Origin of the sequence: Nostoc sp. DedVER02, from assembly GCF_034530675.2 — a bacterium.
Taxonomy (GTDB): Bacteria; Cyanobacteriota; Cyanobacteriia; order Cyanobacteriales; family Nostocaceae; genus Nostoc.
Genome location: NZ_JAVRCP020000001.1, coordinates 680,062 through 701,576 on the forward strand (window position 1 = coordinate 680,062; position 21,515 = coordinate 701,576).

The window sequence follows — 21,515 nt, forward strand, 5'->3', positions numbered from 1 at the left end:
ATGACAATTACGTGTATGAAAATTTTACAGCAATCATTTTTTCAATACTAAGAATACCCGATGTTTTTAGTCGGGTATGTTTGACTAGTATTTTTGCTCGTGTTACTATCATTCGACAGCCGACAGACAAACAGGGAAAGCTAGTTATGACTCAGGCAATTAAAACCCAAACCCCAACTCCAACTCAAACCAGTACTGCCTACTTTCAAGCCTTAAAGTGTAAAGAATGTGGTGCGGAATATGAACTCAAAGCCAGTAATGTTTGTGAGTTATGTTTTGGGCCGTTAGAAGTCAAGTATGACTACAGCGCCCTTCGTCTGACTGTCACTCGTGAAACAATCCAAGCCGGGCCAAATTCAATTTGGCGCTACCGTCCCTTTTTGCCTGTCGCAACTGACAATGTTATAGATGTGGGAACGGGGATGACTCCCTTGGTTCGTTCTCACCGTCTTGCCCGTCGCCTGGGTCTAAATAAGCTTTATATAAAAAATGATGCGGTTAATATGCCCACCCTTAGCTTTAAGGATCGGGTAGTATCAGTTGCTCTGTCCAGGGCGCGAGAGTTGGGTTTCACTACCGTTTCTTGCGCTAGCACTGGTAACTTGGCAAATTCTACAGCTGCGATCGCAGCCCACGCCGGTTTAGATTGTTGTGTATTTATCCCCGCAGATTTAGAAGCCGGTAAAATTCTAGGTAGTCTAATCTACAGTCCCACGCTGATGGCCGTCAAAGGTAACTACGATCAAGTAAACCGTCTCTGCTCGGAAGTTGCTAATACACACGGCTGGGGTTTTGTCAATATTAATCTGCGTCCTTATTACTCTGAAGGTTCCAAGACGCTAGGTTTTGAAGTTGCGGAACAACTAGGCTGGGAACTACCCGATCATGTGGTTGCTCCTTTGGCATCTGGTTCGCTGTTTACAAAAATTTATAAGGGTTTCCAAGAATTTATCGAAGTTGGTTTGGTAGAAAATAAGAGCGTCCGTTTCAGTGGCGCTCAAGCTGAAGGCTGTTCGCCCATCGCCCAAGCCTTCAAAGAAGGACGTGACTTTATTAAACCAGTTAAACCGAATACAATTGCGAAATCGCTGGCGATCGGTAATCCAGCAGACGGCATTTATGCTGTAGAGTTAGCTCAGAAAACTGGTGGTAACATTGAATCAGTCAATGATGCAGAAATTATTGATGGCATCAAGTTGCTGGCAGAAACTGAAGGCATCTTCACAGAAACGGCTGGTGGTACAACAGTGGCCGTGCTGAAAAAACTAGTAGAAGCTGGCAAAATTGATCCAGATGAAACTACCGTGATTTACATCACTGGCAATGGTTTGAAAACCCAAGAAGCAATTCAAGGCTATGTTGGTGAACCCTTGACTATTGATGCTAAACTAGATAGTTTTGAACGTGCGCTAGAGCGATCGCGGACTCTGGATCGCTTGGAATGGCAACAAGTCCTCGTTTAGTTAAAAGCTATGAGTTATGAGTTTTTTATTCATGACTCTTAACTCTTAACTGTATTCCTAATTCACTCTGTATTTTTATGGCTGTAACAGTTTTAGTTCCTACAACTCTTCAGAATTTGACTAATAATCAAGCTACTTTAGAATCCAACGGTAGCACCATTGCCGAATTGTTGGATTCTTTAGAACAAAGCTTTCCTGGTATCAAATCCCGATTATGCGATGACGAAGGCAAACTACGTCGGTTTGTAAATTTTTACGTCGATAGCGAAGATATCCGCTATTTAGATGGTATCAACACAACCCTGAAAGATGGCGATGAAGTAAGTATTGTCCCTGCTGTTGCTGGTGGTTAATAGAACATCAAATAGAGCAGAAGACTGACTAGACAAATCTGTGATAGATTACCTCGTTCCCAGTCTTAGACTGGGAATGCCTATTTAAGAGGGCTGCTTCCCCTACTCGCAGTAGCATTTCGCAGGGAAGATTAGTGTAGATATAAAAATCCGGTTTGATTCGGAGAAAATATATGTAGGATGTGTTAATGACAGCGTAACGCATCAAATCGGTGATAGTAAGTAGTGCGTTACGAACTCCGTTCTAAGACACTTTACTGGAGCGGCAAGGCTAAAATGTTGCAAAAAAATTGTAGGTTTGGGAGCCACTGCGTTGCGCGGGTTTCCCGCGTTGTAGCAAGTGGCGTTGGAGGCTTTGCGTAACCCAACATTCTGATATATGTTGGGTTGCGCTCCGCTTCACTCAACCTACATCTAATACTAAAAAAAATATACGACGTAGGATGTGTTAGCGACAGCGTAATGGATTAAAGCCGTGATAATAGTGCGTTACTACAATACCTAATTTCGTTCAAAAATCAGATAGTAATCCTATCGTTTAATATTATGCGGCAATTATCTGAGCAAGTCTTTCTTGCCAAGACTCATTGTTATTAAGAGTTAAGATAATCCTCTTATAGGATTCATCTCGCAATTGAATAGTTAAATAATTTGTCTCTTGATTCACATACCAAAACTCTTTACCTCGGTTAGTGTAATAAGTTCCAGCCTTAATCACTCCAGGAATAAAGCTACCAGGGGCACGTAATTCTCGCCAATTACTTTGGGGTTCGGCTGTTGTAACTTGTTCAATATGGGCTAGTGATATTTCCCAAAGTTTATTCAAGCGAACAGCTAGCAGTTGTTCTTTAAAGGTAAATTCTATCTGCAATTTGTCATCAACTATGCTTAGGTTCATGATGAACTTCGTCGTCAGTAATTTTTTCTATCTAGAGAAAGCAAAAGTATATTCAACTGATAGTGCGATGTCTACGATGGGCTATGCGGGGTTACAGCTTTTTTAATGTACCTAATTGGCACGCCCTATGCAATATTGATTAACAAAATATAAAACTGCATCGTTTGTTAGAATTCATCCCTATACCCTTTAAGTAGCTATTAAGTTGTGTTGAGAGTCAAATTTATAGCTGATAAAAATATCTAATGATAGAGAAATTAATATTCGTATTTGATTGATAAGTATTTGGCAATTTGGCAGATTGTAATTAAAGGATTTTGATATATTGCAGAAATTACCAAGATGTTTTTACTTTTTATACAGAAGACGGGCTAAACCCCGTCTTTTTTGTTGCTGATTTTTTGGCATTACATTACAATTAATCTGCGCTCTATTAGCTAAAATACAAATAATACAAACGAAGTTCGGTTCACCACCAAACCTTTTTTTATATCTTCAGAACTTACGCAAAAATCAGCAACAAGCTTAATTTATCGACTGGTCATCCCATCTAAAATGCTGTCATTCCTATGATATTTATCTGCAAACAAAATTAAAAACTAAAAGTACTCCGTAGAATGCCGATAGTAACTGAGTCACTATTTGGTGTGTGACCAGGCTCTAAGATATGAATTATTCCTGGTGTAACGCTGATATTATCTGTTAACTGGAAACGATAAAATGCCTCAATTTGAGTAGTTGTCCCTGGTTGTCCACCTGCACGTCCTAAACCAGTATTAATAAAATCAGGGACATTATTCCCCACAGGTAAGTTGCTACTAGTAATTTTAGGAGGCTGACCGACATAAATTCCCGCCAAATTTCCTTTAGCAAATAAATCAGGGAAATTCATAAATACCATATAATTTGTAGTTTCTACATTCCCCGATTGCCCAGGAATATAAGATTTAGTATAACCACCCCACGCACCTGCACTAATCCGGGGTGAAATTTGCCAAGTTAGAGTCGCACCCACAGCGTTAGTTTGCAAAGGTGCTGATTTTCCGGTAGTGCTATTAACCGCAGTTAAGCATTCATCACCAACAAAGGTTAGTAAACAACCATCAGAGGAATAATTATTAACGTAATACAAACTTAAATCTAGACTATCGGTTGGTGTTAACAGCAATTGCACACCTGTAGTGGTGGTTCCATCAAATAAACCGCTACCTTTCTCGGAATTTCCTGGTTGATAGCTAGTATAAATTGCTTGTAAACTAGCGCGTTTAGCAAATTGCCAATCAATAGCTATACCGCCGTGACCGTATCCCATATTTAAAATTGGGTTTCTTTGGGCAAAATAAGATAACGGCCCTGTTGCAGCGCTTTCTACCCGATTGGGGCCTCGGAAAGCAGCAGGCATACTTACACCTTCTGTTCCCACCATCACTGCTAATTTATTTGTCACCAACCAATGAAAATTGAGGTCGCTTACAATCAAGCCATCTGTAGGAAATTCATAGCCAAGTAAAACATCATTCCGAGAAACACTATTGGTAAATCTAGGTGTAGTTTTACCATTACCATCTATCAAACCTGTAAATAAGTAACTACTAGGAGTAATTTGACTAGTTAAATATAGTTGCGCCAGAGATATAACATTAGTGTTTGTCCCCGTATCATTTGTATCTTTTTGCCCATCTCTAGGATTTACATCACCACGATTGCTAGTCCGCCCTTGAATACCAACTATTAGTAATCCACTAAGTTTAGTAGTTGTTGAAAATTGGTTGGCTTCAATTTCGCCGGTTCTGGCTTCTAAACTATCGACGCGACCCCGCAAAGTTGCTAATTCAGGGGCAAATTCTGACTGCAATTTTTGTAATATTGCTAAATCTTCGCGGGTGACTAAATCGCTGGTGGCTGTAGTGATTAATTCGTTGACTCTATCTAAACAAGCATTTATCCCGGCAGCGAATTCATACCGAGTCAAAGCGCGATTACCGCGATAGCTACTATCTGGATATCCTGCTATACAGCCATAGCGTTCCACCAAAGACTGTAATGCTTGGAATGCCCAATCGTTGGGTTGTACGTCCTTGAGTTGAGATACCGATGTAACTTGCGCCATCGGATTTATTGGGGACAGGGGAGGAGAATTTAAATCTGTACTCTCGTGCGCTTGAGTAGTTTCTATATTGATATACTCTTGTGCTGATGCTTTTTGGGCAACTCCATTTACTCCCGCAATTAGTAACCATGCGAGCATCCAGGTTTTTTGATGACTGCGGCTAATAACTATACCTTTCAACTTTTTACACTCTGCTCACATACTTAAGTGAAGAGTGTATTCGCTATTGTTTAGCGTTCACCTGGGAAAATTTACGGATTTTGTTCAAAATTCGACTTTAATGTTTCTGGGCAACTTCTGAAAGGACGAGTATAACAGGGTATTGGGTATTGGGGACTGGGGACTAGGTACTGGGAACTAGGAAAGAGTTTTCTCAATTCCCAATCCTCTATTTCTAATCCCCAATCTATGGCAAATCGTCCACGCAAGCTGATACCAAAAGCCTCTAAACAAAATAAACCTCATGCAGGTGTGATAAAGCGCATCGTAAAAAAACCCCGAAAGAAGCTTAAAGGGGGAAGTTGGTTATCGTCAACGTTAGCGATGCCTACGGCGGCAAGCTACGCAATTCTGGTGAGTAGTGCTAGTCTAATTATGGCTTTTGCCTGGATTAGCGTTCTCTTCATCTTCAATCCTGACCAGGTAAGCTGGCTAAATAAAATTTTACCTGCATGGGCGCAAATCCCCCTTGGTAAGCACGAACGCCCCAAAACTATCAAACAAATTCAACTCGATTTGAGTCAAAAAAACCAAATATTTGGGGAAACTCTGCCTTTACATCAGGATGGGAAAAACTCTTTTTTACTGCCAGTTTTGCAACAGCGTGCTAATTGTCAATCTGATTGTAAAACACTTGTGGAAATCAGGGTTTACGAGCGCTCAGAAGAGTTAGAGTTTAAATCCCAGTCAGAAAATTACTATTATCTAACGACTCAACTATCTGTAACTGGGCCAGAAGAATCCTTTGCGATTTCTCCCTCACTTGATGGGACATTAGAACTCCAAGATATCAGTATTCCCTTACCTTTAACTGAAGTGCAACGCTTTGATAGTGGGACACCATCACCAGGGGTTTGGTTTAATTTGTGGGGTAAACGCCAACAAGGAAGTGGTGCGATCGCTTACGGTCACGTTGTATACTACAATCCAGAGCGCACCAATTTAATACAAATGTTGTCTTGGACAAGCCCAAACGGACAATTACCCCAATGGGAACAGGTAACTGGTGATGGTGCAAAAGAGTTAGTTATCGAGCAAACTATAGGTTTAGAACCGTATTTACAGGTTTACCAAGTCAAGCCTGTGAAGTTATTACTCAAACCAATTGAATTGGAGGCGATTAGCCTCAAATCACCAGTCCTCAAGGATTCTGGATATCAAAACGCCCTAGCAATTGCCCGTAGTGGACTGTGGACACCAGCTTTTGAATGGTTGAAATTTATTAAGAAACAGCGCAAAGGAGTTTTTCCACAGGCGGCGCAAGCGCAAATGGATTTGATTCGCTTGCATTCCCAACTTACTAAAACCCAAGCCCAGAAGAAATGGGCAAGTCCTAGTCAAGAGGTTTTAGCAAACTTGATTGATGGTCGCTGGGAGAAAGCTTTACAGGTGTTTGAAGCGTCACCACAGAATGCCCAAGAAATTGCTACTCTACTCAAAGCGGATAAAAACCGATTGTGGAATCGCACTGCGGCGGCGTTGCGGGTGAACCCAAATAGAGTAGAGGTGCAAGCTTGGTTCGCCTTGATTTTAGCAGTTCAACAGGGAGAAGAACATGCTGATTCCTGGTTAAAGAGGCAACCAAAAATTACAAAAGATAATCTTGCCTATATTCAAGGTCTGTTAGCAAGACTCAATGGTGAGGGTGCATCGCAAATATCCTCTACTCACCTTAGTCAGATTGTTGGTACAGTGAAACCAATTACTCAAGTTAATAGTAGCGAGTGGCTGCAACAAAAGTCCTCAGCAGACTTGAAACTCACAGATAATCAAGTTTGGTATCAGGTAGAGGTGAGTGCATTTAATAATGGAAAACGCTGGTTAAATTCCCCCTTTGAGAATTTGAACCCGCCCAAAACTGATACCGCCAAATTTTTCTGGAAAACTTTGGGAATCACTTCTGACCCAGAAATCCAGATTGTAGTCTGGTTGCCAAATGGAGAACAACAAATTACTATAGCGGCTATCAAAGCGGTGCAACTACGGGGTAATGTTTTACGCCTATTAGCTGCTAGCCCAAAAATTCCAGAGAATCAAAACGATGTTATCCAACCCAAACCTCTAGCTTTGACAAATGCAGCGCTGGAATGGGTACAACCATCTCCCATTACTCTACAAGAACTGTATCAACAAAATCCCCAAGGGGTGAAGGTAATATTATCGAGTCTGTGGAAATCTTTACAGCAATCTGGTGAAGTTGCAGTTGGTGCTATTCCTAGCTTTGAGCAGATGCAGGAAAAGTTGGGTGATTGGCCTGTTCAAGTAATTGATTTAACAAATAATGCTCAACCAGAAATAATACTGACTATCTCAGCAGCAGCAATAACATCCTTGAATCAGTCTACACCTGAAATTCAGCTAGAAAACACAGAGCAACGCCGCGACCGGACTATAATTTTGTCCGATCGCAATGAAGTCATTTACACTGATTTTACAGGAAATGATTTACAAAGACTCTCTGCGATCGCCAAGCTTTCGGATATGCAATCCTTAGCTTTATTAGTAGAAAATGCTCATAACTACAGTTTGAGGCGCTGGTCAGAGAAAAATCAGCGCTTTCAATAGTACGCCTCTTCATCAAATTTAAATTAAAGAGGCACTGGCGATGCAGATAGCTGAGTCTGCGAGCGTCATAGCCCGTCGTAGACATCGCTATTTCCAAAATTGACTTATTCTTTTTGGTTAGTTTCAGCTAGACGTTGGTTCTTCAGGTTTTCCAACTGCTGCAACAGAGAGTCTACCTCTGCTTGTAAATGCATAAATTTAGCTTGCTGATCGTCTTGATAATAAGACTTCGTTAGCTTATTGACCCAGTTAGCGTGGGATTCGCGATCGGAAACACTAGATAAACAAGTAGACATAGCCTAATTAAATCCACAATTTAACTCACACCATTAGAAATATTATAATAATGCTCTTTTAAGCTTTATTAAAATATTGTATATTTTTCATCAATTACTCTAATGGATTTCAGGTTCAATCATAAGAGACGGCGATCGTAATGGCTGTGTTCCAAAGAAAACACTACTCCAAGTCTGTTTACAACACTCAGTGCTGAGTGCTGAGTGCTGAGTAGCAAGAAGATTATTCACTACTTCCGCACTATGATGAAGAGTGCTGAGTTCCAAGTGCCTCGGCTAAGAGTTGAAAGACCGCCCATAAGGGTCGGGCTATCAACCTTCTCTCTATAAGAAGATTCCGCGCCACTTGTGGGCGGGGCTTTTACTGTAGTGCGGAAGTACTGAGTACTTCTTAAATTGACTCAGCACTCAGCACTTTTCATCCACATTTTTGGATGAAAATTTTGGATTTAGTCTTTTTGAGAGGACTATTAGCCTTGGAATAACTTTTGAGGTGGAATGGCAACGAAGCGCAAGATTGAAAAAATGTTAGGAATGACTTAAGCAAGCACTCGCCCAAGGCTACGGCCAAGGAAAGGCAGCGCATTGCCTACTTAACTGGTATTCTAAATAAAAATGGCAAGTGAAACACCTGCACCACAAAAAATAATATTCTATAAGTAATATTCTTTTGGAATTATAAGGACTGGGACAGGGCAAAGAAAAATTAGCTTTCTTCCTCTTCCGTTTCCATCTGCCACTTTCTCTAAATATCCAATCCTTAACATTAAGAAATTTTAAATCCTGTGACTTTGAGCCTGTCTGTTGCTAAATCTTATCGCCAATCCTGGCCCGGACTGATAGAAGCCTATCGCCAATACTTGCCTGTGAGCGAAAAAACACCGGTGGTCACTCTCTTGGAGGGCAACACACCTCTAATACCAGCGCCAGCGATCGCAGAACGTATTGGCAGACAAGTACGGGTTTTTGTAAAATATGATGGTCTGAATCCTACCGGCAGCTTCAAAGACCGGGGGATGACTATGGCAATTTCCAAGGCCAAGGAAGCAGGAGCAAAAGCAGTAATTTGTGCCAGCACGGGTAACACCTCAGCCGCCGCCGCAGCTTATGCAAGACGTGGGGGGATGAATGCCTTCGTATTAATTCCCGACGGTTATGTAGCACTGGGCAAATTAGCCCAAGCATTACTTTACGGTGCAGAAGTATTGGCAATTAAAGGTAATTTTGACCAAGCGCTAGAAATTGTCCGCGAGATGGCCGAAAGCTATCCGGTAACATTGGTGAATTCGGTCAATCCCTACCGCCTAGAAGGGCAAAAAACAGGAGCTTTTGAAATCGTCGATGCGCTGGGTGATGCACCAGATTGGCTATGTATCCCTGTGGGCAATGCGGGAAACATCACAGCATATTGGATGGGTTTTTGTCAATATCATCAAGATGGAAAGTGCGATCGCTTACCCCGAATGATGGGATTCCAAGCCGCAGGTGCAGCCCCATTAGTACACGGTCAGCCCGTGGCGCATCCTGAAACCCTAGCGACAGCAATTCGCATTGGCAACCCTGCTAGCTGGGAATTAGCTGTTGCAGCCCAAACCGCAAGTCAGGGAAATTTTCACGCCGTTACCGATGCAGAAATTCTCGACGCTTATCGACTTTTGGCATCATCAGAAGGGATCTTCTGCGAACCTGCTAGCGCCGCTTCTGTAGCCGGTTTATTGCAGGTAAAAGACCAAATTCCAACAGGGGCAACAGTGGTTTGTGTCCTCACAGGCAATGGTCTAAAAGACCCAGATACAGCCATTAAACACAATCACAGTCAATTTAAACAGGGGATTGCAGCCGAATTGGGCGCAGTCGCCCAGGCAATGGGATTTTAAGCAGCCTGGAAAAACAAGCGATCGTAATATTAAATTGTTAATTTAAAAATTGCGATCGCACCTAATATTTTTTTAGTCTAGCAAGTGTCAAAATAATCCCAAATCGCAAAATAATTGTGATAAATGAATTTACGCCAAGCCAGACACAGCCAGATGATTTTAAATCCCAAATCTAAAATTTAAGATGGTATAATCACTAAATAAATTTTAAACAAGAGATTGATTATCTTAATAAGAATCGATAAAAAAGCATACAGAGCAACTAAGCTTATTTGTGCGGATTATTAATTTTGAATTTTGAATTTTGAATTTTGAATTCGGAGCAAAGCGACGTGACTCATTCTACTGATATTGCTACCTTAGCCCGGTGGATGGCGGCTGACTTTAGTAATCAAGAACAAGCTTTTGAAAATCCGCCTTTTTATGCCCACATTCGCGTGTGTATACGTCCCCTTCCGTTGGAATTATTTTCAGGGGTAAGTTTATTTCTCGAACAAGCTTATGATTTTATGCTCAATCAACCCTACCGGATGCGGGTAATGAACTTGATTCCGGCAGAAAACCACATTATTATTGAACATTACACAGTTAAAGAAGAACAAAAATTTTACGGTGCATCTCGTGAACCTGAACGTTTAAAAGTTTTATCCCTTGGCCAATTAGAAAAAATGTCAGGTTGCAACATGGTTGTAGAGTGGACAGGTAAGAGCTTTAAAGGCAAAGTTGAACCTGGTAAAGGCTGTATTGTGGTTCGTGACGGTAAAAATACTTATTTAGATAACGAATTTGAGATTGACGCTAAAGAATTTTTCAGCCTCGACCGGGGAAGGGATTTAGACACTGATGAGCGTTTGTGGGGTTCCATAGCTGGCCCATTTCACTTTGTCCGATGGGCGAATTTTGCTGATGAAGTCAAGCTAATTAACGAGCTAGATTCTCACATTTAGCCGCATCGCAATCTTCCTAGACCAGCAGAAAGCTCAACAAGAGCGGGTTAAGGTATGCTAAATTATCCCTGCCTCATCATAAGAGAAGTTTTGGTTAGCGATCGCTAATCCAGATATAACGATAACCTGGACGGTAACAGGAAGACTAAAAATTACCAGAAACATCCAGTTAACCCACTATCTCTACCTCACAATCTTGTGCTACTATTGTTGGACTAACGCTGTTGACTGCTTAAGCTATCAAGCGGTAAGCAAAAAGGCTTTCTAGCGTAGGCATGGCGGCATAGCCAAGTGGTAAGGCAGAGGTCTGCAAAACCTCCACCCCCGGTTCAAATCCGGGTGCCGCCTTTTTAACAAATTATTTGTCACAACCCCTTGCAACACAAGGGGTTTGCTGTCTATTATAGCAAATAAAAAGCAGCCAAAACCCTCAACTGGGATAAAACTAAATGGTTCATAATATGTCAAAATATGCCAAAATACGTCAAAGTATGCCGACAAAATAGTTACAAATTTAGTGACAATTGACGAAAGAATTGACGAGGTTAACAACAAGCTTCGGGCTGCGAACACCAGAGTATCAATTGAACGCAGAGGAAACAAGCTTTGGCTAAGGGCAACCCTACCGCCTAAACCCCACATCAATAAGCAGAAGCCATATCAGCAAAAAGTCTCCCTTGATATAAACGCCACACCAGCAGGTGTGCAGGCAGCCTTTATCAAGGCCAAGTCAATGGGGCTTGAGCTAGACTCTGGAAATTTTTCTTGGAATAATTGGGTTGAAACACCAGAGGAAACACAAACCATTTCCAGTTGGCTGGAACGATTTGAGGATGACCACTGGCAACGAACCAAGCGCACAGACGCAGCGCTGACAACCTGGAAAGACTATCGGGTGGTATTCAACAAACTGGATTGCGATCGCACCCTCACCCTTGATGCTCTTTTGGAAGTTGTGAGGACAACAGAACCAGATTCCCGGACAAGGAAAAAGACTTGCACCTATCTATATAAGCTGGGGAAATTCGCCGCCATCGAGGGCGTGGACGCGATCAAGGATCTGATTGGCAACTACTCTGCGTCCGCAGTGCAGCCGAGAAAATTACCCAGCGATAAGCTGATTGCGGAGTATCGGGAAAATATCAAAAGTCAATCTTGGCAATGGCTGTATGGAATGATTGCTACCTATGGGCTGCGATCGCATGAGGTCTTCCGTCTTGACTTGGAAGATTTCCCAGTAGTGCGGGTACTGCGCGGAAAGACTGGTGAACGTTTTGTTTACCCCTTGTACCCAGAGTGGGCAGAACAATGGAATCTGCAAGAGATGAAATTGCCCAACCTTGATCTGGAGTACGGCAATGCCAAGCTGGGAAATAAAGTTTCAGGCTGGTTTTATGACTGCAAAGCTCCCTTTCGGGCTTACGACTTGCGCCACTGCTACGCCCGAAGGTGCTTTGAGTTTAGGTTAGCACCTGATTGGGCGGCTGGATTAATGGGGCATTCTTTGGCAGTTCATACCCAGACTTACCGGGCTTGGATTGATGAGGCGACTTACCGACGGGCTTATGAGATGGTGATTAATCGTCAAGATAGACCTTTACCACCAACAATAAAATTGCCGCAACAATAAAATTTAACATCGTCAGATTAAGTATCACTAATTCGTCAATCATTGGCTCTTTTATCCAACTCCTGAAATTCCTCACCCCACGGAATCATACACAGCACCAACACCGCATTTGATAAAGGTACTTGCCATCCGCCTGCGGCAATCAACTGTTGAGCAGAGGGACTAAATTGAATCATGATAAAACTAGCTGAGATCATTTTTTCAAGGAGTGGTAAATTTCGCCGTACTTTCAAAAATTCAATTATTTCTGCACAGATTAACTTGTGCAATTCAATTTCACTATTGACAAGTTTTTCACGGAGCGATCGCACTCTTTCAGATCCCAAATCTTCAGGCATAACCGCCAAAATAGCACCATCTATTGCTTTTTGAACGTCATCCGAATTGATGAGTTTGCGAAACCATTTACAAGAATCGTCTACCGGATAATGTGATGCAGTTTGTTCTATTAGTTTATTTTCAATAATGGCTTGTTTTGTCCGCCCTTCACGAAAAGCGTGTTTAAAATAGATATCCCAAAACCATCTTTGCAACAACTTTAATCTCTGATTTTTTGCCTGTTTTGCTCTATGTTCTAGTTCTTCTTTAGTGTAGTTAGATACCCTCCATTCACACTGTTTAACAAGGGCCGGATCGGAAGCCTTGAAATGAGCAAAATGGGCTGATGCTCTTTCTGATTTCTGCCTCAAGAATACGGGAGACTTGCACTCAGGACAAATCAATCCGAGGCGTTTGTAATCATCATAATCAACATCAACTGACTCGATCAGTTGACCACCATAACGAATACTAGATGCAAGTCGCATATTAATTATCTAATTCAAGTAGTGTCAAATTTTCTTCAACCTCTGCCGCCGTAGGGCATGGATCAAAAAAATCAGCGCCATACGCGCAGCAATTAAAGATTACGGTAATTGGAAAAATCGTCTCTCCAGTTAATACCCACTCATTGATATAAATTTCATCTTCGTTTTGTCTGCGATGTGGTAAATCAATCGCCGGAGAGTATCCAAGTCTTAATGCGGCAACTTGAGCGCGATCGCTCCACAGTCGGTTGAATGTCACGATTCTCACAGGGAATTCGTAGATTCTGGCTTTCCCGCCCCACAGACCATCAAAGGCGATCGCTACTTCGTAATCAATGATGAGCTTGCTAGTCATCTTTAAACTCCAGCAAGGTTTCCTGACAGTGACAGTGACGCTCATGTTGAGCTTGTTGGTAGCCATCTACAAAGCTACTAAGTCCCTCAGCATCAACTGTCGCGGGAATATTTGCATATCCTGCTTCCATTCCCAGTCCCTGAAGCCATCCAATCATGTAAGCTTTATTTTCTATGTGCTGGGGGAATTTTTTGTCATGGCAATCGCTAAATCCCTCATGCCAATCGTCATACATCAAATCCCCTGCATTGTTGGGGTTGATTTGATAAGTTCCGTGCCAATCAGTCATCTTCTCTCCGTGGGTGTTGCATTGAATTGGCATTTGTGAAGCTGATCGGTGATGGCATTATGAGGCAGCCATCTATCCTGGTTGCTTTTTTCAAAATAAATAGTCACACCGCATTCTTTGCAGGGACGACAGTCACGCAAAAAAAGAATCCCATATCCTCCGCAGTCGTCGCACTCGTCTCAATAGCATTCACCAGTTATGTCAGTGAGGTCATGCTCAACACTGCCCATACCTCCACAATCGGGGCATTCAAATTGTCGAAAAAACAAGCCTATCTCGTGTTCTTCGTTTATTTCGTAGAGCTTATAAACTTTTGCCATCAACGTTTTCCCGCCGGCACTGCTCTGTGTTGATTCACGGTTGCTAGGTTGACCTTGATCACCCGCTTTAGCGTACCTACGCGGCGATCGTCGATCCAGTGAATGCCTTCCTTCCACTCACCGGATTCAATTCGGCGCAAAATGCTACTGCGGCTGTAGCCTTTGCCAAGCTGTTGATGCGCCTCCTCTATGGTGACTAGCTGTGATGGATCAATACTCGGACTATTCAGCCGCTTGTTCACGAGAATTCAACTCCTGCTGTGCTACACAAATTAAGTCCTTCAAGCCGTCATTCGTTAGTTTCTGCAAATCAATTTGGGTTAACAAATCTATGGGGGGAATACGGGGTGCGATCGCATTCCACACCTTGCCAATTTCCTTATCTCCCAATTTGCCAACAAAATTCACGACATCATCAGTTAGCCCAGGACTAGCAAAGAGGCGATCATCTACGAGGGTATCTGGCAACCCTTCATTGCGTTCCATTTCTGGCAGTCCATCAACGGGTATCGCCAATTCTTTTGCTTTTTGCTTCAGTTCTTCTTGCACAGATGTTGGCGCTATGGTCTGGGAAATTTTCTCTACCAAGGAAGGCGGATCAGTTTTTTCCAGGTAGTCGGGGTGAATGTAGAGGCTTGGCAATATTCGCCCATCCGCCCCCAGACTTCCAGCACCGGGGATAACAAAAATCCCTTTGCGCTTGTCAAAAGAGCAAATCTTTCCTATCGTCCCCTCCGGCACACCAACAAGGTTTGCATAAGCCGATTTGACACAAACCCAATCATCAACAGCAAACTGAGTAATTTTCTCAGCCATTTCTCGCTCTTGGATGATATTGATAACAGTCCGGTAGCTACTTTCGGTCAGCTTCAAATATTTGGCGATTACTCTGGTTGACCACTTGCTATTTCGGCGCTCAATTTCGCTCAAATTGGGAATTGATTGCAGTAGAGATTGCGATCGCGCTTCATCCAAGTTTTCCAAAGTATCCAGAAACAACTCAATTCGCTTGCGCTGATCTTTGGCCCGCAGGGGTAAGCCGTGGTCAGTGTTGGCCCGACAGCTGTAGAGAACAGCATCAATTAATTCACCTTCTCGCAGATCAACGTAAATTTCCTTCTTGGCTGCGTGCGCCGCGGACACCCGATGATGACAATCACCCGCATAAATTTTCCCATCCGAAGATAGGAAAGCAACGGGTAGTGGGTGGCGCATCCAATCCCACAAATCCTCTTGCATTAGCTCTGCATATTGCTGCACCGTGGCGGGGTTCGCTTCGTACAATTCGTTCACATCGCGGGATTGCGTGCCACTTTTGAGAGTAACCCATTCAGGTTTCAGCCATTGCTTTTCCGGTTGCAGCGAGGGAATGGAGATACTTAACCCTGGAAAGAGCAATGGCGGCTTGTTGGGGGATGACGGTTCTTCCGTAGAGGAACCTGCAATGTAGTCTTCCCCGTTGTTCGCGTTCTTCGACTCCGATAGGCACGCTGTCCAGTTCAGGGGGAATCCTGAGATTGCAGCCATCATCTCGATGCTCAATGACTGGGAATTGAATATTAGCCCTAGCTTCCTGGCAGTGCGATCGCACTTGGTCGATCCAGCCGGACGGGAAGTTTTCCCACTGGAGGCTGTTAAGGTAGGCAACGACAAAAAGCCGTGTGCGGTGCTGGCAAGCTCCAATTTCCTCTGCTTGTAGGAGGAGCGGATCTTCCCAAGCGTATCCAGCCATTCGGAGTCCGCCAAGGACTGCTCGCAAGCCGCGATAAAGGATTCCTTCTGGCTGCTCAATAAGAACGAATTGAGGTAGTCCCTCAACAATGCAACGGAGTGCTTCAAGCCAGAGTCCTGATTCACTTCCAAGGATTCCGGTGCGATCGCCGGCAGAACTTGTATTGTCACAGGGGAATCCGATGGTGTAGAGATCGGCTGCTCCTGGGGCGGGGTGGTAGTTGCGGATGTCTCGCTCGATGACTCGGTGGCTGAAGTTGTCGCGGAGGACGTTGCAAGCGTCTGGGTTGTTGTCAACTGATTCGATCCATTCAAATCCTCCAACGAGTTCGGCTGCTCGGCAGAATCCGCCAATTCCCTCGAAGAGTCCAATAGTTTTAATTGCTTGCCGCATACTGTGAAATTTTCCCGTAAGTCTTCAATCGTGCATTCAAATTCGCCGCCCGAGCCAAAGGTAACGGTGAAAATTCCTTTGTCTTCGGAAGTAATCAACCCGGTACGTAAGCCATCGCCGACGTAACAGCCAACTTCAAAGCTTGGTAGTTGGTAGCCGTCATCGTCGTTTTTACTAACAAGTCCATCTTGCTCTAGCCGCTTGAGAGCCATACTGGTTTGATACATGGGCAACTCAAGTGCGATCGCAATCTCCCCATCCAAAATAGGTGCTTTACGGGTCATCAAAAAACCCAGAATTATTTTTTCAGTGTCTGTGGGGATTGGAGATTGGGGATTGGGGACTGGGGATTGGAGATTGGGGACTGGGGATTGGGGACTGGGGATTGGGGAATGGGGAGTAGTTTCCAAGGTACTCACCCACTCAGGACGAGTCCAAATCACCTCATTCCTATTTCCTACTAGCACGGGAACCTTACCCTTCTGGAGGCCATTGGTTGCGCGGTTAGTGCCAACGGTTCCTTTTTTGCCTTGGTGGTTGCCCTTGGTAATTCGGACAGGAGTACCAGCAACTAGTTTACTCATGTCGTTGCACTCCCGTGACTTGCAATTTCGTCCCAATTCATGCCATAAGCGTCAGACAATTTCAGATATCTCCCTGTTTTGTAGATAACAAAAACTTCTTGTTGTGCATCTGGTGTAGTAACTTTAGTCACGTTTTGGATGAGAGCATCCCGGTGTTCTCGCCCCAAATTTTTTGCAGCTGCATCCCACCAGGTCTGAGGATCGAGCTTTGGTATCCAGTTGCGAGTGATGGCTGCAATGCAAGAAGCTATAGGGTTTTTTAGCCCATTCTTGGCGGCTTCTTCTTCTAGCGCTGTGATGTTCTTATGCAGTCGCTCCTCTGGGTGTTTGGTGAGGATCTCGCGGATTTGCCCTGTTAAAGGAACGTCAATAGTTCTAAGGCGATTAAAAAATGGCGTGAGGTCGTGTTTTTGCTTTCGAGGTTTTTCAAGTAAAACGGGTTCTGCCTCTGTTGGAGGTTCTGGCGGTTGTTCCACTGCGGTTTCAAAGTTCACACCAAGGGATTGCGCGATCGCAGCTTGAATTTCCTCTTCACTCATTTCTTCTTCACCCACACACTCGTTAAGTGGTGGATCAGAAGATGAAAGATCAAAGTCTTGTGGATCTGTATATAAGGTGGAAGCCTCAAGCTGAACACCGGAAGCTTCAACTTGAAACTGGGGAGTTTCAGCTTCGGCTTGGGAAGGTTGATTTTGCAAAAGCTTTTCTAGCGCCTGGGGGACAAACTCGTAGTAATAGGTGTGAATTTGCCCATCCTTGCTGTTAACATGCTGTCTGACTATTTCAAGTTCATCTAACAACTTGACGGCTTTTGAAACGGATGATTTGCCATAGAGTCCCCCAAGATAATCTTGCAAATCTTTAATCCGGGCTTTGAACCAATACCCTGGCTTTTCCTTTGATGACCATCCCTTGAATAGCCCTAAAAGGTCAGCAGCACACCGTCTTAGGTGCGTTGTGATATTATCGGGGGGTATCAATCCAAATAAATTCAAGTCTGTCTTGACGAAGGTTGTCACAAGCCCCTCCTTCCCATGCCAGACAGGTTTTGCTCAGAAGTTTTTTGAAACATAATCACAACCTGATTAAGGATTACTGCCCCCGCTATAGGGCAGTTTTTTTGTAGATTTTGATACCTCGTGGTAGCACCTGGGAGAATCAGGTACGTAGCATTGCCTTATTAACTATGTAATTGCTAGTTGAAATGTTAGCATTCCCTATGTAAAATTAGGTAGATTCACAAAAAGTTTACGGTGACGGGAATATTACATAGGTAAAATGGGGTAGTCCGGTGAATCATCAAAAAAATGACGGAGAAGAAACCCCGCAGGGGAGTGAAGACGACGCATCACAAATACGGCTCGGACAAGAAGGATGTGATGTTTTACATCACGACGGAGGCAGTCGAATCTTTGGATCGGCAGTCCAGTATCCTTGGGGTCAGCCGCTCAGAACTAGTGGAGATGCTTGCCAGGGGAACGATTTCCCCAGAGGAGGCGAAATTATTGGGGGAACCTTTAGCCAGCTAATAAAGGATTGCAAAGATCAAATAGCTGGCAACAACCAAATTATCGTTTCTTTGCAGCAAGCGAACAGTTTACTGGAGGAAAGGCTTGCACATTATGAGCAAATCCTGAGTCAGATAGAAAAGTAAACCTGTGTTACTGCTTGATGGTGCGATCAATCTCCAAATCTTCTAAGTTCCGTGTAGTTCATGCAGGTTTCTGGAAATTGATTAGGTTAGCAACTTTTGGGGGAATTGGCTCTACACTGGTGTTGCGCGGTTTGAAGGTGATCAGGCGCTCGTAGGTTGTTTCCCCTTTATCATCTTGTCCTGTGGCCCGACTGAACCAGATGGCTGCACCGTATTTGTTGGCGGGGGAACGCCGCACCCAATCTTTAGCGCCCCAACTGACCACACCAGCCCCATATTGATCTTGTTGCACTACCACTGCCCCAATTGATTCCCAGTCAAAGTTGGGGAAAGCTTCAATCGGGTACTGGTAGTCGGGCCCTTTGGGTGTTAGTGGTGCTATCCGCTCTAGGGCATCGGCAATGCGGAGTAGCACGGTCATCACAAGGGTAAATTGGTCATTATCCATATTGCCGCCATATATGTGCCCATAGAAAATCGATTCCTGCTGCGGCAGCGCACTGCTCATCTTCTGGTCTATCTCCCACCATCAGGTAGCTAGAATCTACACTCATACCACCTTTGAGGAATTCGGAAGTTACCAGTTCAATCATGCCGTGTCCGGGTTTCCTGAAGCTGGCGAATAGCTCTCTGGTGAGTCCTCTGGTAAATTGCTGTACCTTTTTTCTGGTGACGATGTAGGCTGTTTTCCCCTCAAAATCGGGGCAAAAGCAGATCCAAAAGATGTCTGGGAAAATTTCTAAGGTGTATCGCTGCTCTGCGATCGCATCCTCAATACTTTTGAACCCAGCAGCCACGCCACCTTGATTGGTAACACCAATAATCGTCCATCCTTGACGACGATAGTGAACAACTGCTTTGTCTGCACCAACAATTATTCGCTGGTCTTTGGGGTGCTGGATGAATTGCTCTCCACTAGCCGGTTCCCGAATTGCCCCGTCACAGTCAACAAATAAAAGTTTCATGGTTCATCTGCTGGGGTAGCGTTTGCGATCGCAGAAATCCCGGCGATGAAATCTAGCAGCCCTTCCCTGGATGTGTCCATCCCTGGTGGAAATCCCGGACTGCCCATTTTTTCCAGCATCTCCAAGAGGAATTGTTCTAGCTCTTCGTCTGATAAATTGTCGAAATGAGACACGGATTCTAGGGCTGCTCGCTGGTTTAGAAGGTATAGTTTAAATTCTTCGGTCACGGTGTCACACTCCTATTTCGGTCTGGGCTTCCATCCGGGCGATCGCTTCTCGCTTGAGTAATCGCAATACTGAAAATTCACTTTTAAGTTGCTCTAACTGAATTTCAACTTGAGAACGCTTGAATGTCTCTTTGGCAATGGCACTACTCAATGATTCATAATCGCCACTTTGCCTGATGAGTTCAGTCTTTTTAGCTTTGCGCTGCTGGTCGTTTTTCAATTCTGGATCGAAAGCGACCTGCGCTTCAAACTGATTGCAGATACGGTTAATACTTTGGGAAATTTTCTCAATCTGTTGATTGAGGTTGAGTAATTGATATTGAAGTTGGGCGATCGCGCCGGGATAATCGTGTAGTTGCATGGCTGCTTGTCTCTTGGCTGAATGATTCTAATCGTGCCCAGATTTCATTGGTATGATGAATGGCATCGGCTAAGTCCACGGGGACATTATGATGTACCTGATGCAACCAATCAGCTTTGTTTAGTTCTGTAAGGGCTGCGTAGGCAATCTCGATTTGCTCAAGTGCTTGTTCTGTTGTCATGTAATACCTATCAGGGACGAAATTGATACTTCTCTTCTGCCAGAACCTCTGTGTGGTTTGTCGGATGGTGGCATAGAGACAGCCACCACTAAAGACAGCAGCAGTATTAAGCGACATAATGAATTCATATTTTTTGCTCACAACACATCGAATGCACTGGATAATGCCGACTTTGGTAGAGTCGGCATTTTTTTAGGACTTGGTGAGGGGTGTCCTATCCCTTGCTCCTCGGTTGTACCCTGCCATGTAGGTGCTGGCTTTGTTGTGGACTGGAAGACGGTGTGCGATCGCATCTTCATATCCCTGCCTATTCAGTTGTTCTCGCATTTCCCAACTCGTCGCATCATCATAAGCATGATGTGAGAAAGTAGTGTAAGCCTGTGGTTGTAGCTCCTCTGAAATCACGTTTTCTGCCGCTAGCGCGATCGCTTCTCCCATCACAGGAGCGATCGCTTTTGCTTGTTCTGCCAACTGCTCTTGGATAGCGCGGTAGAGGTCAGGCATCGCTGCAACTACATCAACCAATCTTTTCGCTTGGGCTATCAGTTGACCTTCAAAGAAGATACCGTAGGTGCGAGTGTTGAGGGGTTGGACTAGAAGATTGTAGGTTGAGAATGCCAGTCTTTGAACTTCGCCTAGTGTGTAGCGTTTTTTGACTTGAGGTTTTGTTTCAACTTGTGCCATAATTTGGTCAACTTTTTATTTAACTTGCACCGCCGCGTCAACGGCGGTATTTTTTTAGGGAAGGGTGATGTGGAAGCACCACCCGGATGCTATGAGACATTTAATTTAAAGAACTCTGGGAATTTTTCTCATTGCTCTTTATACATCTAATGTATGCGCTAATGCCTACAGTTGTCAAGGGCTACAGCAAATATTGTTTGCGCTAAAACATACATTGTTTGTACTAAACCCTAGATTGTACTATATTCAAGGGATTAGTAAAATGGAGGCATGAAAAAAGTGTATTGTCGCCTCGCCATTCTCATGGCCGAAAAAAATCCCCAGTTGTCTCAACGACAACTAGCCAGGGAGACTGGTTTAGATGTAACGACAGTCAATCGGCTGTTTACCAATCAATTCAATCGTATTGATACAGGCACGATTGAGACTTTGTGTAGCTATTTTGGCAAGGACGTAGGCGATTTGCTTGAAATCAGAAAAATAGAAGATATCCCACAAAGACGATCCAAAAAACAAACACAGGCAGAAGAAATAGAAGTTGCCTGAGTGCGATCGCAATCCCTCGCTCTCTGCTGTAAAATCAGTAGAGAGCTAGCACTGAACCCT

Annotated in this window: 24 protein-coding genes and 1 tRNA gene; 9 read left to right on the forward strand and 16 right to left on the reverse strand. The window is 43.8% G+C overall.

Annotation, left to right across the window (positions count from 1 at the left end):
* Positions 1–146 precede the first annotated feature (146 nt).
* Together thrC (RMZ41_RS02900) and RMZ41_RS02905 are read left to right on the forward strand one after the other, a co-directional pair.
* Positions 147–1,463, forward strand: a complete 1,317-nt coding sequence (thrC, locus tag RMZ41_RS02900) for a threonine synthase (RefSeq protein ID WP_322644342.1) — start codon at positions 147–149, stop codon at positions 1,461–1,463.
* A 77-nt stretch (positions 1,464–1,540) separates the two neighbouring features.
* The gene (locus RMZ41_RS02905) at positions 1,541–1,816 is read left to right on the forward strand and encodes a ubiquitin-like small modifier protein 1 (protein ID WP_012407540.1); all 276 of its coding nucleotides are present in this window, start codon (positions 1,541–1,543) and stop codon (positions 1,814–1,816) included.
* 544 nt (positions 1,817–2,360) lie between these two features.
* On the opposite strand, the gene RMZ41_RS02910 is transcribed toward RMZ41_RS02905, so the two are convergent.
* Positions 2,361–2,714: a hypothetical protein gene (locus RMZ41_RS02910; protein WP_322644341.1), complete on the reverse strand. Its 354-nt coding sequence runs from the start codon at positions 2,712–2,714 to the stop codon at positions 2,361–2,363.
* Positions 2,715–3,306: 592 nt separating this feature from the next.
* Complete coding sequence (locus RMZ41_RS02915; protein ID WP_322644340.1) at positions 3,307–4,962, reverse strand: iron uptake porin; 1,656 nt, start codon at positions 4,960–4,962, stop codon at positions 3,307–3,309.
* 270 nt (positions 4,963–5,232) lie between these two features.
* Between RMZ41_RS02915 and RMZ41_RS02920 the strand changes: the two genes are divergently transcribed.
* Complete coding sequence (locus RMZ41_RS02920; protein WP_322644339.1) at positions 5,233–7,608, forward strand: hypothetical protein; 2,376 nt, start codon at positions 5,233–5,235, stop codon at positions 7,606–7,608.
* 104 nt (positions 7,609–7,712) lie between these two features.
* Here the strand turns inward: RMZ41_RS02920 and RMZ41_RS02925 are convergent, their stop codons facing one another.
* Positions 7,713–7,904 (reverse strand): hypothetical protein, encoded by a 192-nt coding sequence (locus RMZ41_RS02925; RefSeq protein WP_322644338.1) that lies wholly within the window; start codon positions 7,902–7,904, stop codon positions 7,713–7,715.
* A 785-nt stretch (positions 7,905–8,689) separates the two neighbouring features.
* Here RMZ41_RS02925 and thrC (RMZ41_RS02930) point away from each other — a divergent pair.
* The 4 genes from thrC (RMZ41_RS02930) to RMZ41_RS02945 all read left to right on the forward strand — a co-directional run bounded on the left by thrC (RMZ41_RS02930) (position 8,690) and on the right by RMZ41_RS02945 (position 12,358).
* Positions 8,690–9,781 (forward strand): threonine synthase, encoded by a 1,092-nt coding sequence (gene thrC, locus RMZ41_RS02930; protein ID WP_322644337.1) that lies wholly within the window; start codon positions 8,690–8,692, stop codon positions 9,779–9,781.
* 332 nt (positions 9,782–10,113) lie between these two features.
* A complete protein-coding gene (locus RMZ41_RS02935) occupies positions 10,114–10,728 on the forward strand; it encodes a chromophore lyase CpcT/CpeT (RefSeq protein ID WP_322644336.1) in 615 nt (204 codons plus the stop codon).
* A 277-nt stretch (positions 10,729–11,005) separates the two neighbouring features.
* A tRNA-Cys gene (locus RMZ41_RS02940) sits at positions 11,006–11,076 on the forward strand.
* Between the two features lie 169 nt (positions 11,077–11,245).
* Positions 11,246–12,358, forward strand: a complete 1,113-nt coding sequence (locus tag RMZ41_RS02945) for an integrase (protein WP_322644335.1) — start codon at positions 11,246–11,248, stop codon at positions 12,356–12,358.
* 35 nt (positions 12,359–12,393) lie between these two features.
* On the opposite strand, the gene RMZ41_RS02950 is transcribed toward RMZ41_RS02945, so the two are convergent.
* The 7 genes from RMZ41_RS02950 to RMZ41_RS02980 form a co-directional block, all read right to left on the reverse strand.
* Positions 12,394–13,164, reverse strand: coding sequence for a hypothetical protein (locus RMZ41_RS02950; protein WP_322644334.1), 771 nt, complete (start codon positions 13,162–13,164; stop codon positions 12,394–12,396).
* 1 nt (position 13,165) lies between these two features.
* Entirely contained in the window at positions 13,166–13,519 is a 354-nt protein-coding gene (locus tag RMZ41_RS02955) for a hypothetical protein (protein WP_322644333.1), read from the reverse strand.
* Positions 13,512–13,841, reverse strand: a complete 330-nt coding sequence (locus tag RMZ41_RS02960; RefSeq protein WP_322644332.1) for a hypothetical protein — start codon at positions 13,839–13,841, stop codon at positions 13,512–13,514. Before RMZ41_RS02960 ends, RMZ41_RS02955 begins: the two co-directional genes overlap by 8 nt.
* Before the next feature lie 146 nt (positions 13,842–13,987).
* Complete coding sequence (locus tag RMZ41_RS02965; protein WP_322644331.1) at positions 13,988–14,128, reverse strand: hypothetical protein; 141 nt, start codon at positions 14,126–14,128, stop codon at positions 13,988–13,990.
* 222 nt (positions 14,129–14,350) lie between these two features.
* A complete protein-coding gene (locus RMZ41_RS02970; RefSeq protein WP_409874699.1) occupies positions 14,351–15,526 on the reverse strand; it encodes a hypothetical protein in 1,176 nt (391 codons plus the stop codon).
* Positions 15,459–16,253 carry a DNA cytosine methyltransferase gene (locus tag RMZ41_RS02975; RefSeq protein WP_409874700.1) on the reverse strand — a complete coding sequence of 265 codons (795 nt, stop codon included), beginning with the start codon at positions 16,251–16,253 and terminating at the stop codon, positions 15,459–15,461. Before RMZ41_RS02975 ends, RMZ41_RS02970 begins: the two co-directional genes overlap by 68 nt.
* 580 nt (positions 16,254–16,833) lie before the next feature.
* Complete coding sequence (locus RMZ41_RS02980; RefSeq protein ID WP_322644329.1) at positions 16,834–17,856, reverse strand: hypothetical protein; 1,023 nt, start codon at positions 17,854–17,856, stop codon at positions 16,834–16,836.
* A gap of 272 nt (positions 17,857–18,128) precedes the next feature.
* Here RMZ41_RS02980 and RMZ41_RS02985 point away from each other — a divergent pair, with 272 nt between their 5' ends.
* Positions 18,129–18,491, forward strand: coding sequence for a hypothetical protein (locus tag RMZ41_RS02985; RefSeq protein ID WP_322644328.1), 363 nt, complete (start codon positions 18,129–18,131; stop codon positions 18,489–18,491).
* Between the two features lie 58 nt (positions 18,492–18,549).
* On the opposite strand, the gene RMZ41_RS02990 is transcribed toward RMZ41_RS02985, so the two are convergent.
* The 6 genes from RMZ41_RS02990 to RMZ41_RS03015 all read right to left on the reverse strand — a co-directional run bounded on the left by RMZ41_RS02990 (position 18,550) and on the right by RMZ41_RS03015 (position 20,909).
* Entirely contained in the window at positions 18,550–18,939 is a 390-nt protein-coding gene (locus RMZ41_RS02990; protein ID WP_322644327.1) for a single-stranded DNA-binding protein, read from the reverse strand.
* On the reverse strand, positions 18,932–19,456 hold the full coding sequence (locus tag RMZ41_RS02995; RefSeq protein WP_322644326.1) for a polynucleotide kinase: 525 nt from the start codon (positions 19,454–19,456) through the stop codon (positions 18,932–18,934). The genes RMZ41_RS02990 and RMZ41_RS02995 overlap by 8 nt, the downstream gene beginning before the upstream one ends.
* Positions 19,453–19,683 (reverse strand): hypothetical protein, encoded by a 231-nt coding sequence (locus tag RMZ41_RS03000; RefSeq protein WP_322644325.1) that lies wholly within the window; start codon positions 19,681–19,683, stop codon positions 19,453–19,455. The genes RMZ41_RS02995 and RMZ41_RS03000 overlap by 4 nt, the downstream gene beginning before the upstream one ends.
* A gap of 4 nt (positions 19,684–19,687) precedes the next feature.
* Positions 19,688–20,044 carry a hypothetical protein gene (locus tag RMZ41_RS03005; RefSeq protein ID WP_322644324.1) on the reverse strand — a complete coding sequence of 119 codons (357 nt, stop codon included), beginning with the start codon at positions 20,042–20,044 and terminating at the stop codon, positions 19,688–19,690.
* On the reverse strand, positions 19,971–20,225 hold the full coding sequence (locus RMZ41_RS03010) for a hypothetical protein (protein ID WP_409874701.1): 255 nt from the start codon (positions 20,223–20,225) through the stop codon (positions 19,971–19,973). Before RMZ41_RS03010 ends, RMZ41_RS03005 begins: the two co-directional genes overlap by 74 nt.
* 192 nt (positions 20,226–20,417) lie before the next feature.
* Positions 20,418–20,909: a hypothetical protein gene (locus tag RMZ41_RS03015; protein WP_322644322.1), complete on the reverse strand. Its 492-nt coding sequence runs from the start codon at positions 20,907–20,909 to the stop codon at positions 20,418–20,420.
* 270 nt (positions 20,910–21,179) lie between these two features.
* Here RMZ41_RS03015 and RMZ41_RS03020 point away from each other — a divergent pair, with 270 nt between their 5' ends.
* Positions 21,180–21,455, forward strand: coding sequence for a helix-turn-helix transcriptional regulator (locus RMZ41_RS03020; protein ID WP_322644321.1), 276 nt, complete (start codon positions 21,180–21,182; stop codon positions 21,453–21,455).
* Positions 21,456–21,515 lie beyond the last annotated feature (60 nt).